Here is a 13,082-nt window from a genome sequence, read left to right on the forward strand (position 1 = left end):
TTTTAATTCATAATAGTTTTGTCTATTCAAATTTGCAACTTTTACCGTATGGATTATTCAAGATGAGGAGAGGATTCCGATATGGGTCTGACACTGGCACAGAAAATTATAAAAAGTCATCTTGTCAGCGGCACTATGGCGGTTGGCAGCGAAATCGGCCTCAAAATAGACCAGACGTTAACGCAGGATGCCACGGGTACGATGGCATATATCGAATTTGAGGCAATGGGTGTTCCAAGGGTTCGCACGGAACGCTCGGTTGCGTATGTCGATCACAATACGCTGCAAACCGGATTTGAAAACGCGGACGATCACCGTTTCATTCAGTCGGCCGCAAAAAAACACGGAATTTATTATTCAAGGCCGGGCAACGGCATTTGCCACCAGGTTCATCTGGAACGCTTCGGCATCCCGGGGAAAACCCTGATCGGTTCCGACAGCCACACTCCTACGGGCGGAGGCATCGGCATGCTGGCCATCGGGGCGGGCGGGCTGGATGTTGCCGTCGCGATGGGCGGGGGCCCATACTACATTACGATGCCGAAAATTCTGCGGGTTGTCCTTTCCGGCTCGCTTTCCCCCTGGGTCAGCGCGAAAGACGTGATTCTGGAGGTACTCCGCCGCCTGTCGGTCAAAGGCGGAGTGGGCAAAATTCTGGAATATGCCGGGAATGGAGTAAAAACGCTGACGGTCCCGGAACGGGCCACCATTACGAATATGGGCGCGGAGCTTGGCGCTACGACTTCTGTCTTCCCTTCGGATGAAGCCACATTGGACTTCTTGAAGGCACAGGGGAGGGAACAGGATTGGACGGAGCTGCACCCGGACGCGGACGCCGTCTATGACGAAACCATTGAAATCGATCTTTCGTCCATTGAACCTTTGGCGGCTTGCCCGCACAGTCCGGACTCCGTCAAACCGGTTCGGGAAATCGGACCGATTACGGTCGATCAGGTCTGCATCGGCTCCTGCACGAATTCTTCCCTGCGCGACATGATGCGTGTGGCGTCTATTCTGAAAGGCAAAACGATCAATCCCAATGTCAGTCTGTCGATTGCACCGGGTTCGCGGCAGGTGTACGGCATGCTCGCCGAAAACGGCGCGCTTGCCGACTTGATCGGCGCGGGGGCAAGAATTCTGGAATGTGCCTGCGGTCCATGCATCGGAATGGGGCAATCCCCGAAATCGGCCGGAATTTCACTGCGGACGTTCAACCGAAATTTCCTCGGGCGTTCCGGCACAGCCGACGCCCAGATCTACCTTGTCGGACCGGAAACCGCGGCAGCCTCCGCGCTTTCCGGTGTGCTGACAGACCCCAGAACCCTGGGAGAGGAGCCCGCAATCAACTTTCCGGACTGTTTTGAGATCAACGACAATATGATTATCCCGCCTGCTTCCGAGGAGGAAGCGAAGGATATTCCGATCCTCCGCGGGCCGAACATCAAAGAACTTCCGGTTGCCGGTCCCCTTTCGGAAACCATCAAAGCCAAAACCCTTTTAAAGGTTGGGGACAACATAACGACCGACCATATCATGCCTGCCGGCTCTAAAATTCTTCCGTACCGGTCGAATATTCCTTATCTTTCGCAGTTTTGCTTTGCCGTATGCGACAAGTCCTTTGCGCAGCGCTGCAGGGAAAACGGAAGCGGCATCATTGTCGGAGGCTCGAACTACGGGCAGGGGTCGTCCAGGGAACACGCTGCTCTGGTTCCGCTGTACCTCGGCGTCAAGGCCGTAATCGTTAAGAGCTTTGCAAGGATTCACTGTGCAAACCTTGTAAACGCCGGAATTCTTCCCTTGGTTTTTGAAAAGGAAAAGGATTATGATACGATCGACCAGATGGATGAACTGGAACTGAACGATGTCCGCGGCGCGGTTCAAGACGGGCGGACAATCACAATCTGCAACAGGACGAAAGGGACTTTCTTTCAGGCGAAGCCTGTGTTGAGCGAGCGCCAGCGCAGAATTGTTCTGGCGGGTGGTTTGCTGAACGACACAAGGGAACAAAACGGAAGGGCGTAAGAGAGTTGGACACGTCGGTGAAAAAACTTTCGGCAAATACAATCAAATGGATTGCGATTGCCGCAATGCTGATTGACCACGTCGCGTGGGGCTTTGTACCGACCTATTCCGCAGCCGGACAGTTGATGCATATCATCGGCAGAATCACGGCGCCGACCATGTGCTTTTTTCTGGCGGAAGGATATGCACATACGCACAATTTTCAGAAATATGCTTTCAGGCTCGGCCTGTTCGCGCTGATTTCCCATATTCCTTTCGTTCTGTTCGAAACGGGGAAGCCACTGAGTTTTTTCCCTTTCAGCGTAATCTACACCCTGTTTCTGAGCCTTCTGGCAATTCGTGCCAGCGATAAAATAGAGAATCCATTTCTCCGAACACTGGCGGTTATTGCTCTTTGTGTTCTCTCGCTCCCGGGGGACTGGATGTTCTTTGATATTCTTTTTACCCTTGCCTTCTGGCAAAATCGGGGGAATTTCCGCCTTCAGATTCAATCGTTTTCCATCATGTCAATTACAATGGTCTTGCTCAGTACATTTTCCTCAGTTACGATGGGGCGTCCGCTTTACAGCGAGCTGTTTCAGGCGGGTGTTTTCCTGTGCCTGCCGATTCTTTCGCGTTACAGCGGAGAACGCGGCGGCGGACGTTACTCCAAATGGACGTTTTATATTTTTTATCCCGCGCATTTACTGGTGCTTGGATTGACTAAGCTTTTTATTTAGGATCGGAGGATGTTGCTATGGCAGAAAAAATAAGGATGCGGACCCCTCTTGTCGAAATGGACGGGGACGAAATGACCAGAGTGATCTGGAAGCAGATCAAAGATATTTTGCTGGAGCCCTATATTGACCTGAAAACGGAGTATTATGACCTTGGACTAAAACACCGCGACGAGACGGAGGATCGTGTGACCGTTGAAGCGGCGCAGGCGATCGAAAAATTCGGCGTCGGTGTAAAATGCGCCACCATTACCCCGAACGCGGACCGGGTGAAAGAGTATGAATTGAACCAAATGTGGAAATCTCCGAATGGGACGATCCGTGCGATTCTGGACGGCACGGTTTTTCGCACTCCGATTCTGGTCAAGGGAATCACGCCGCTGGTTCCGGCTTGGAAAAAGCCGATTACGGTGGCCCGCCATGCTTACGGCGACGTATACAGAAATGTGGAAATGGCTGCCGCCGCGGGCTCAAAAGCGGAACTGGTAATTACGGATGCCGCCGGAAACGAAGAACGAATGACGATCCATGAGTTTCAGTCGTCCGGCATTGTTCAGGGAATCCACAATCTTGATGAGAGTATTTCCAATTTTGCTCACTCCTGTTTTCGGTTCGCTCTTGGTGAAAAAAAAGATATTTGGTTTTCCACAAAAGACACGATTTCCAAAACATACGATCACAGGTTTAAAGATATTTTTCAGGAGATTTTTCAAAAAGATTATGAGGAAAAATTCAAAAAGGCTGGAATCACTTATTTTTATACGCTGATCGACGATGCTGTTGCGCGCGTGATCCGCTCAGAGGGCGGGTTCATCTGGGCCTGCAAAAACTATGACGGCGATGTCATGAGCGACCTGGTTGCAACGGCGTTCGGAAGTCTGGCCATGATGACCAGCGTACTGGTTTCGCCAAAGGGAGTCTATGAATATGAAGCCGCCCATGGTACGGTTCAGCGGCATTATTACCGGCACTTAAAGGGAGAAAAAACTTCTACCAATCCGCTTGCTACTTTGTTCGCCTGGACGGGCGCACTGAAAAAGCGCGGCGAGCTTGACGGAATTTCGGAACTTTCCGATTTTGCCGAAAAACTGGAGCTTGCATCGATTCGGACGGTGGAAAGCGGAACAATGACGGGTGATCTATCGGGAATATCAACTTTGCAAAAGAAAAAAACAGTGGATACGGAAACTTTTTTGGATGCCGTTCGCAGAACTATGGATCAGCTTTAATCAGTTTCATGTTTCACTTGAATTGGAGGAATGCGTCATGTCAAGACGTGAAAAGGTTTCTATGTCGGTAATCAGGCGTCTGCCGCGTTATTACCGCTTTTTGATTCATTTAAAAGAGAAAGGCGTCACGAGGATTTCTTCGACGGAGCTTTCAACTAAGCTGGGCCTTACCGCTTCTCAGATTCGTCAGGATCTGAATTGCTTTGGCGGCTTCGGCCAGCAGGGCTATGGATATATCGTTAGTCAGCTCTGTGACGAAATCGGCAATATACTCGGTCTTTCCGGTAAATATCCCACCATTCTGTTCGGCGCCGGGAACCTTGGCCGAGCAATCGGCACCCATATGTCGTTTGAGTCGGAGGGGTTCCGACTGATTGGGATATTCGACAATTCACCGGAGCGAATTGGGATGGAGCTTGCAAACCTGAAAGTGAGGGATGTTGCGGGGCTGGAAGAATTCTGCAAAAAGGAAAAGCCGGTCATGGCGATTTTCTGTGTGCCCAGAACTGCGGCCGGCGAACTTGCCGAACAGCTCTATAATCTTGGAATTCGCAATTTCTGGAATTTCAGCCATTATGATCTTTCCATGCGGTACCCCGACGCCATTGTTGAAAATGTTCATCTGAATGACAGCCTTATGACTTTATGCTACCGTATTTCCGATCAGTCTGCCAAATAAACGGCAGAAAGCAGCCGCATATTTTTTGAGCTTTATCAGATCATAAGAAGCAGGTGAAACAGAAGGAGGTAATTCTATGGGCTGGATTCCGTTCGCAATTCTCTTGGGAATACTGCTGATCCTGGTTGTCTGGTGTGTTTCGGCTTACAACAGACTGATTTCATTTTCTGTCCGTGTTGACAACAGCTGGTCTCAGGTGGACGTACAACTGAAAAAAAGATTTGATCTGATTCCAAATCTGGTTGAAACGGTAAAGGGTTACGCAGCGCACGAAAAGTCTACCCTGTCGGAAGTGACGAAATGGCGCGGCGCGGCGATGAACGCAAGAACGCCGGAGGAAGCGATGGAGAATAACGCCAAGCTTTCAAGGGCAATCGTCAATCTTTTCGCGACCGCGGAACAGTATCCGGATCTGAAAGCAAATCAGAATTTCCTGAATCTGCAGGATCAGCTTCGCGAAATAGAAAGCAAAATTGCCGTTTCCCGCCAGTTTTATAATGATACGGCTATGAAATACAACGAATACGTCATGCGTTTTCCGTCAAATCTGATAGCGTCGGTGTTTCATTTCAACCGGAAAAAATACTTTGAAATCGAGGAAGCGGACCGGGCTGTCCCGCAGGTGAAATTTTGAAATCAATAATGAATCATAGGGAAGCCGGAAAAATTATCCCTAGATTACAGCTGCGGGCCTTTTTCCTATTAACGGCGGTCTTGTTCTGCTTTCTTCCTTTGACCGCCTGCTCGGATGATTCTGATAAAAACTCAAGGCAAGTGTTGCAGAAGCTGAACGTTTCCGCGGCTTTGATGGAAAACGGAGACATGACGGTCTCTGAAACATGGAAAATCAATTTAAAAGACCGCAACAAACCCTATCGGAACATCTATAAGTCCTTTTCTTTAAAAGCAGGCGAGTCCGCAGAAATTACAGATTTAACCGTTTATGACGAGGACCGGGGGATTCCCTATTCCTTTGCGGGCGATGTTGACCCGGAAAGTGTTTCCGGCGATGAAATGCAGGACCAATGTTACCTTTATCAAACCGGAAATCAGGTTGAAATCGGCTGGTTTATGCCTTCGATTGAAAAAGGCGTCCGGACGTTTACCTTTACTTACAGAATTAAAAATCTTGTCACTGTTTATCAGGACACGGCGGTTTTATATCATTATTTTCTTCCGAGCAATTTCAGCCTTCCCGTCACTGTGATGGACGGCACGATCCGCTTTCCGTCCGGCGGCAACAAAAAGAATGTACGCACGTGGCTGCATACGGATGTGAAAAGCAACCTGTCGATTGACTCCAACGATCAAATCAGTTTTACGGCCTCTTCTATTCCGGCGGGTCATTCGGTTGAAGTCCGCCTTTGCATGCCGCCGCAGTTGTTTCCGTCTTCTAAAAATGTCGTTTCCCAGGCGGTTTTGCCGGGGATTGAACAGGAAGAACAAAAATGGGCTGACGAATACGAGCGGAAGCTTCGAATGGAATTCCTGCTTGGCGTTCTTGATGCCGCCGGCGCGGTTCTCCTTCTGGGAATTACTCTGTTTTTCTTTTTCCGGCTCCGCAAAAAGAACAAGAGGCATGCGGTTGAGGTACCGGAATATACGAGAGAGATCCCGCAGGGAAACAGCCCGGGAGGGATTGCCAACCTTTATTATTTCTATTCCGGACTTCATGAAAAAGAAAAAAACAGGATGCTCAGCGCCACGCTTCTGAGCATGGCCAGAAAAGGATTCGTACAATTTGAAAGTACCGGAGACCGATTAACCGTTATTCTGACCGGGGATACAAAGGGAGAAGAGCTGACGGAAAGTGAGAAAGTTTTTCTTGAACTGATTACCACCGTCGGAGAGACATCGGGAAATCGATTTACCATGAGAGAATTTCAAAAATATGCGGAGTCTCATGGGGAATATGTCGGTCGTAAGCTGGAGGACTTTTCCGTTGCCACAAAAAGAGAGCTTTCTCAGCGGGGATATTACGAGGCACGGCCTGTTTTCTTCTCCGCATCCAAATGGGTCGGCGTGTTGTTGATTCTGTTTGCATTTGTACTCTTTGCGGGAACGGATATTCTGGGAGTTTTGCTGATTTATCTTCCTGTTTCCATTTTATTGTCCGGCATATTGTTGATGGTCGGCGGCTCGGTGAAAATGAAATTGAGCCAAAAAGGCGAATACGAATACGGCGTTTGGCATGGACTGAAAAAATACATGGTCGAATTTTCACGCATGAAAGAGTATGGTGTTCCCCAGCTTGAGCTTTGGGAAGAATATCTGGTTTATGCAACCATGATGGGGGTTTCCGGTGAAGTATGCAAGCAGCTCAAGATGGCATATCCTCAGCTTAGGGATGAAACGTATGTTAACGGCAATTTTGCCGGCAGCTATTTATACTTCATGTTCGGGCCGAGAATTTATTGGGGTGGGCTTGCTCCGTCGCGGGGCACTTTTGACTTTGGGGCCGCGCTGGGCAGTACATTCCGGCAAGTCGGTTCGGCAGCAACCAGATTATCCAATTCGCCCATGAACGGCGGAGGAAAATTTGGAGGCGGTTTTGGAGGCGGAGGCTTCGGCGGGGGAGGATTCTCCGGCGGAGGCGGCGGGTTCGGCGGCGGCGGAGGCGGCGGCGTCCGCTGACGGCAGTTAGAGCACTTGGGCGGTACCGGCCAGGTGCTTTTGTTTTGGAGAAATATTATGACACTGAAGCAATTAAATTACATCATTGAGGTTGTTGCCCGGGGTTCTATCAATGAGGCGGCGAATTCCCTTTTCATATCTCAGCCAAGCTTGTCAAAATCAATCCGAGACCTGGAAACGGAATTTGGAATCGAAATTTTCAACCGGTCTGCAAAGGGAATATCCCTGACTGCGGAAGGGTCGGAATTTTTGTGCTATGCCCGTCAGGTAATAGAACAAACGGAATTGCTGGAGCAGAGGTATAAAAACTTGAAACCGTCCAGACAGATGTGCTCAATTTCCACGCAGCATTATGCGTTTGCGGTCGATGCTTTTGTCAATCTGATCCAAAGGAGCGATTCGGGAGAATATGAGTTTACCTTGCGTGAGACGAGGACGCATGAGATTCTTTCTGATGTACGCGATTTACGCAGTGAAATAGGGATCCTTTATCTAAGTCCTTTTAACAGGAAGGTTTTGGAACGCTTTTTTCAGGAAAATCACTTGTTGTTCCACCCTTTGTTTCAAGCCGGTCCGCATATTTTTATCAGTAAGGAGAATCCGTTGGCTGGCCGGAAGGAAGTGTTTCCCTCAGATCTTGGGGAATTTCCGTATCTTTCATTTGAGCAGGGAGAGTATAATTCCTTTTATTTTGCAGAGGAACTTCAAAGCATAACCTACCATCGGAAAAGAATTCACGTCAGCGACCGGGCGACACTGTTTAATTTGCTGATTGGCCTGAACGGATATACGATTTCCTCCGGTGTGCTGAGCACTGCTTTGAATGGGACAAATATCGTTTCGGTTCCTCTTCGGATCGACGATTCCATGTTGATCGGCTGGATCGAAAATCAAAAGGTAAAACTCAGCGGACAGGCGAAGAAATACATTGCTCAGCTAAAACTTGTCATTCGGCAATACGGATTTGATATCGTTGAAAACTATAAACAAATATAATTTTTATATGTTACTGGATTTCGGCGCTCTGTGCTATACTGATAACGATAGAAAACCGCAGGGGGGTAATTACTATGAATCAGTGTGAAAATCTGAGCGCGAAACGAAAAAACGCACCGTTTCGATACGACGTCGTAGGAAGCTTTCTTCGCCCGGAGGCATTAAAGAAGGCCAGAAAAGATTATCGGGGTGGAATGATTTCAAAAGAGAAATTGAAAGAGGTTGAGGACAGAGAGATCTTAAAGCTTGTTCAAAAAGAGAAAGATGCGGGGCTTCAATCCGTCACCGATGGTGAATTCCGCCGCAGCTGGTGGCACTTGGATTTTATGTGGGGATTGCAGGGCGTTGAGCGAAAAAACCTGAAAAAGGGCTATTTGTTCCATGATGAAGTAACCCGTGGGGAAACCGCCTCGCTGTCCGGAAAGATCAGCGGTGAAAACCACCCGTTTCTAGAACATTATCGTTTCTTAAGAGAGGCGGCGGGCAACGATGTGCTTGCGCGTCAGACAATTCCCGCACCGGCTCAATTTTTGGCGGAGTTATACCGCGCGGAAAATAAAGATGCAACGGATCGGATTTATCCGGACATAGAGATGCTTATAAAGGATATTTCCTCTGCTTATCAAACGGTTTTGTCCGACCTTTATCAGGCGGGCTGCAGGAATGTTCAAATAGATGACTGCACGTGGGGAATGTTCTGCGATCAGAAGTATTGGCAGGCGCGTCAAGACAACAAGGTTGATCTGAAAAGCCTGGCCGATTTGTATTTAAAAGCGAATAATATGGCGTTGGAAAGCTGCCCGGCGGATCTGACGGTCAACACGCATGTCTGCCGCGGAAATTATCATTCCACATGGGCGGCGTCCGGCGGATACGAGCCGATTGCGGAAGTATTGTTTGGCGGCGAAAACGTATCGGCTTATTATTTGGAATTTGATTCTGACCGCTGCGGAGATTTCTCTCCGTTGCGCAATGTCCCCGCCGACAAGCTGGTTGTTCTTGGGTTGGTTTCCTCTAAAACGCCTCAACTGGAAGATAAAGAGACCCTGATCGCGCGAATTCGCGAGGCAGAGCGATATGTGCCACTGGAGCGCCTTTGCCTGAGCCCACAATGCGGATTTGCCTCCACAGAAGAGGGAAATCTTCTGACGGAAGCGGATCAGTGGGCCAAAATCGCTCTTGTCAGAGAAGTTGCGCAGGAAGTGTGGAAAGACTGCTGAATTGAAAAAAGAAGCATCTGTATGGATGCTTCTTTTTTTTGGCCGTTCCCTTCGTGTCTCTATTCGTATGCCGTTAACCAAGCAGTTCCTTCATCCATTTTTCTATTTCGTCTTCATTTTGAAAAGCTGGCAGGCGGTCCATTCGGTAAAGAGACAGGTTTTCAACGTGTTTGATGGTTTCTCCAGGTTTAACCTGATACAGGGGGCTTAATGAGGAGAGCTCCGCAAAATCTTCGGTCAGGTGAATTTCGCAGGTGCTTCCCGAATCCGGATAGGCTGCCTGAGGATTTGACACAAACCTTTTAACAAGAACAATGCCGTTTAAGGCATATGCGATCCAGCCCGGCAGATTGTTGGTTCCAATTCTGAGCGGGGCCTGATTTTCGGATTCATGCCGGATGACTAGAAACCGGCTCCCACAGGAGATACGTTGATCTTTCAAATCGGTACCTGGCCACAGGTTGATTGTCCTGTTCGGCCTGCCCTCCTGCGCCTGCAAATTCTGCGGAATGACGGCCATTCCGCCTCCGGCCAACATCGTTGAAGGGAAGAGGGCAAAGACCATGGTTTCCCGGGAACAATTTTTAGCCGAGTGGACAATCATAATGTCAGTGGCTTTTTCTCCCATAATAATTTCGAAAGAAAGCTGAATTTCTTCCGGCTTCAGCTTTGGCGGGGTAAAGGTAACGCCTTCGGATTGGGTGCTGTAAACAACCGGAGCGTTGTCCGGAAAGTCAACCTGCGGTGTTTGGCATATTTGCAGACGGTGTCCTCCGTAAAGCTGATAAACCGAATTTTTGGCGGGCATGGTACTTTTTTCGTCAAGCGAGGTGTATTTATGATCAAGGTCGTTATAAAAGATATTTTGCTCATGAATAAAGCCAAACCGCAAAATTCTTGGCCCCGTCTCTATTGACACGACGCAGTCGAGGATTTCGTTGGTGATCCTGATGCAGCGTCCGAAGTCTTCATATTCCAGTTCTTGTATTTCCATGAGAAGGGACACCCTTTCTAGCATTAAAGCGTGATCACTTTTTCGGTGCGGTCTATGCCGCAGGGAGCGATTTTTGGAAGGCACAGAGCATACAGATCGGCCGCTCTGCTCTCCAGATCCGCAATTCCCTTTCCTCTGTCCTCCAGACCGCAAAGGTCGGATGAGCGGGAAATAATCGGCAATTTGGAAACGGCTCCAGCCTTTTGAAGGATTTCCGGTCCTCGTCTTCCAAGTCCCAAAATTCGGATATAAGGGGGGAGGCCGGAAGAATGGAATGCTTTCAATCCTAAAAATGCCGCGAGAACAATCCTTCGGATCCGTGCAAGCGGATACCGTTTGGTTTTAGCAAGAAAATACAGTTCTTCCAGCCCGGTCGCCTGAGCGGATGCATTGAAAATTCTGTTCTCCAAGCCTTCGCTGATGTCGGGCAGAGCTGCAAAATCATCCCTCGTCATCATTCGAAGCTGTGCAAGAATCGCTCGTTCCGCAAGGAAAAGATCCGCGGGGGCTTTTCCGGCTTTCATCTCTTCACTCAAAACCGAGTAGGCGGCAGAAGGCATTAGGCGGGAGCAGTCCCGCCCGCACCGTAGCAGTCTCCGAATCTGACCGGAGGAAGCATAAGAGCCTGCCTCACGGTCTGCGTCGTGTGCCGAACCGAAACGGCTGACGGTAACCGGCGTGATGCCGGAGCCGGTCCTTTCGGCGGCTTTTATATATTCGATGCCGAGAATATTGTTGGGGTCGCGGAGCAGAGCTGCTGTTTCCGCGCCGAACAGCTGTTCCACCGCGTTTTGCCTCGCCGCCGCGAAGGTGGATCCGTTCTGAAGTGCTTTTCGCATTTCCTCCCGCAGCAATGGGGAAGACAGCGCTTTCGCCGCGGTTTTCAGCCGATCGACATTTCCGCATTCACTGCCGAACCCGATCAGGTCTGCACCGATAGCGTCAAGAAGCGCGACGCCGCCTAAAGCAAAACGCTCGGCCCCCGCAACAGACCAAGGCAGGGGAAGTTCCACAACCAGATCTGCTCCGCAGAGCAGCGCCTGCCGTGCCCTGGCCCTCTTTGAGAGAATTGCCGCGTCGCCGCGCTGCACGAAATTGCCGCTCATGACGACGACGATATGCGTCGCGCCGTATGCTTTTAACTGCTTCATTAAATATTCGTGCCCATAGTGAAAAGGATTGTATTCACAGATAATACCCGCTGTTAACATTTTATAAGATAACCTTGAAATTATACCTTTCCTGTATTATGATATACTATATTACACGATTCTAAAAGCTCTTACAATAGTTCTGCTCATGAATGCGTGAAATCTTGGAGGTAAATAATGAAGGTATTGGTCATCAACGCAGGCAGCTCTTCCCTGAAATATCAGCTGATTGATATGGAGACGGAGAAAATGCTTGCAAAAGGTCTCTGTGACAGAATCGGAGTGGACGGTGCGTTCCAGCACAAAACATCCGACGGCCGCAGCAAGAAAACCAAAACAGAAATTAAAGATCATGAGGCGGCGTTTCAGCTTGTTACAGAAGCTCTTGTCGACAAAGAAGTCGGTGTTATTTCCAGCCTGAATGAAATTTCTGCAATCGGCCACCGTGTGGTTCAGGGCGGCGCGATTTTTGATAAATCCGTTCTGGTAACAGACGAAGTCATCCGCCAGATTCAAAATCTGATTCCATTGGCTCCGCTTCACAACGGTCCTGAAGTAAACGCTATTCTTGCCTGCCAGAAAGTGTTTGGAAAGGACGAGCCGCAGTGCGTTGTTTTCGATACTTCGTTCCATGCAACCATGCCCCAAAAAGCTTATATGTATGCAATTCCCTATGAGTATTATGAAAAGTATAATGTTCGCCGCTATGGGTTTCATGGTACGTCGCATCGGTATGTAAGCAACCATTGCGCACATCTGATGCACCAGCCTCTTGAAGATATTAAAATGATTACCTGCCATATTGGCAACGGCTCTTCCATCGCAGCCATTCAAAACGGCAAAGTGATCGACACCAGTATGGGCCTGACTCCGCTGGACGGTTTTATGATGGGTACTCGTTCCGGTTCTCTGGATCCTTCCATTGTGACTTTTATTATGGAAAAGGAAGGTCTTACTCCGAAGCAGATGGATGAGATCCTGAACCGCAAATCCGGCATGTATGGCATCTGTGGCTACAGCGATGACCGCGATGTAACGAAAGCGGAAATCGGCGGCGACCCGAAAGCGATTCTTGCTCACGAAATGCTGAACTATCAGATTGCCAAACAGATCGGAGCTTATGCGGCGGCTTTGAACGGCGTGGACTGCATCGTTTTTACCGCGGGTCTCGGTGAAAATCAGCCTCCCATGCGCTATTCCATCTGCAAAAGCTTGAAATATCTTGGGGTTAAGATTGATCCGATCAAAAACGATGAGCTCGTTCTTGGCAAGGAAGGCAAGATTTCCGCTTTTGATTCCACCGTTTCCGTTTACGTCATTAACACAAATGAAGAACTCGTCATCGCCCGCGATACAAAGAATATTGTCAGCAGGCTCGAATACGCGTCGGCACCGGATAAGACCAACGTCGACCCGGAAGACGTCTGACTTGTAAACTTTC

11 protein-coding genes are annotated in these 13,082 nt (G+C 49.1%); 9 read left to right on the forward strand and 2 right to left on the reverse strand.

Annotated features, from left to right (window positions below; translation table 11 throughout):
• The first annotated feature begins 81 nt into the window (after nucleotides 1–81).
• From HCR03_RS01910 to HCR03_RS01945, 8 genes are all read left to right on the forward strand, one after another.
• On the forward strand, nucleotides 82–2,022 hold the full coding sequence (locus HCR03_RS01910) for an aconitate hydratase (RefSeq protein WP_187036432.1): 1,941 nt from the start codon (nucleotides 82–84) through the stop codon (nucleotides 2,020–2,022).
• A 5-nt stretch (nucleotides 2,023–2,027) separates the two neighbouring features.
• Entirely contained in the window at nucleotides 2,028–2,741 is a 714-nt protein-coding gene (locus tag HCR03_RS01915) for a TraX family protein (protein WP_228725062.1), read from the forward strand.
• 17 nt (nucleotides 2,742–2,758) lie between these two features.
• Nucleotides 2,759–3,967 carry an NADP-dependent isocitrate dehydrogenase gene (locus HCR03_RS01920; RefSeq protein ID WP_187036434.1) on the forward strand — a complete coding sequence of 403 codons (1,209 nt, stop codon included), beginning with the start codon at nucleotides 2,759–2,761 and terminating at the stop codon, nucleotides 3,965–3,967.
• A 37-nt stretch (nucleotides 3,968–4,004) separates the two neighbouring features.
• A complete protein-coding gene (locus HCR03_RS01925; RefSeq protein WP_066650593.1) occupies nucleotides 4,005–4,646 on the forward strand; it encodes a redox-sensing transcriptional repressor Rex in 642 nt (213 codons plus the stop codon).
• 76 nt (nucleotides 4,647–4,722) lie between these two features.
• Nucleotides 4,723–5,280 carry a LemA family protein gene (locus tag HCR03_RS01930; protein WP_066650592.1) on the forward strand — a complete coding sequence of 186 codons (558 nt, stop codon included), beginning with the start codon at nucleotides 4,723–4,725 and terminating at the stop codon, nucleotides 5,278–5,280.
• Between the two features lie 143 nt (nucleotides 5,281–5,423).
• The gene (locus HCR03_RS01935) at nucleotides 5,424–7,280 is read left to right on the forward strand and encodes a DUF2207 domain-containing protein (protein WP_187036436.1); all 1,857 of its coding nucleotides are present in this window, start codon (nucleotides 5,424–5,426) and stop codon (nucleotides 7,278–7,280) included.
• 57 nt (nucleotides 7,281–7,337) lie between these two features.
• Nucleotides 7,338–8,276, forward strand: a complete 939-nt coding sequence (locus HCR03_RS01940; RefSeq protein ID WP_156990905.1) for a LysR family transcriptional regulator — start codon at nucleotides 7,338–7,340, stop codon at nucleotides 8,274–8,276.
• Nucleotides 8,277–8,350: 74 nt separating this feature from the next.
• A complete protein-coding gene (locus HCR03_RS01945) occupies nucleotides 8,351–9,496 on the forward strand; it encodes a 5-methyltetrahydropteroyltriglutamate--homocysteine S-methyltransferase (RefSeq protein ID WP_066650588.1) in 1,146 nt (381 codons plus the stop codon).
• Between the two features lie 73 nt (nucleotides 9,497–9,569).
• Here the strand turns inward: HCR03_RS01945 and HCR03_RS01950 are convergent, their stop codons facing one another.
• Together HCR03_RS01950 and HCR03_RS01955 are read right to left on the reverse strand one after the other, a co-directional pair.
• Nucleotides 9,570–10,490, reverse strand: a complete 921-nt coding sequence (locus HCR03_RS01950; protein ID WP_187036438.1) for a hypothetical protein — start codon at nucleotides 10,488–10,490, stop codon at nucleotides 9,570–9,572.
• A gap of 23 nt (nucleotides 10,491–10,513) precedes the next feature.
• On the reverse strand, nucleotides 10,514–11,701 hold the full coding sequence (locus tag HCR03_RS01955) for a tRNA(Met) cytidine acetate ligase (protein WP_187036441.1): 1,188 nt from the start codon (nucleotides 11,699–11,701) through the stop codon (nucleotides 10,514–10,516).
• A gap of 117 nt (nucleotides 11,702–11,818) precedes the next feature.
• Between HCR03_RS01955 and HCR03_RS01960 the strand changes: the two genes are divergently transcribed.
• Nucleotides 11,819–13,069 (forward strand): acetate/propionate family kinase, encoded by a 1,251-nt coding sequence (locus tag HCR03_RS01960; RefSeq protein ID WP_066650579.1) that lies wholly within the window; start codon nucleotides 11,819–11,821, stop codon nucleotides 13,067–13,069.
• Nucleotides 13,070–13,082: the final 13 nt, after the last annotated feature.

It is taken from the genome of Caproicibacter fermentans (assembly GCF_014303955.1).
Taxonomy (GTDB): domain Bacteria; phylum Bacillota; class Clostridia; order Oscillospirales; family Acutalibacteraceae; genus Caproicibacter; species Caproicibacter fermentans.

Bases quoted from the DNA above. Each gene is read 5' to 3' on its own strand.
- HCR03_RS01910 (WP_187036432.1), top strand. From the start codon at position 82: ATGGGTCTGACACTGGCACAGAAAATTATAAAAAGTCATCTTGTCAGC.
- HCR03_RS01920 (WP_187036434.1), top strand. From the start codon at position 2,759: ATGGCAGAAAAAATAAGGATGCGGACCCCTCTTGTCGAAATGGACGGG.
- HCR03_RS01925 (WP_066650593.1), top strand. From the start codon at position 4,005: ATGTCAAGACGTGAAAAGGTTTCTATGTCGGTAATCAGGCGTCTGCCG.
- HCR03_RS01930 (WP_066650592.1), top strand. From the start codon at position 4,723: ATGGGCTGGATTCCGTTCGCAATTCTCTTGGGAATACTGCTGATCCTG.
- HCR03_RS01940 (WP_156990905.1), top strand. From the start codon at position 7,338: ATGACACTGAAGCAATTAAATTACATCATTGAGGTTGTTGCCCGGGGT.
- HCR03_RS01945 (WP_066650588.1), top strand. From the start codon at position 8,351: ATGAATCAGTGTGAAAATCTGAGCGCGAAACGAAAAAACGCACCGTTT.
- HCR03_RS01950 (WP_187036438.1), bottom strand. From the start codon at position 10,490: ATGGAAATACAAGAACTGGAATATGAAGACTTCGGACGCTGCATCAGG.
- HCR03_RS01955 (WP_187036441.1), bottom strand. From the start codon at position 11,701: ATGTTAACAGCGGGTATTATCTGTGAATACAATCCTTTTCACTATGGG.
- HCR03_RS01960 (WP_066650579.1), top strand. From the start codon at position 11,819: ATGAAGGTATTGGTCATCAACGCAGGCAGCTCTTCCCTGAAATATCAG.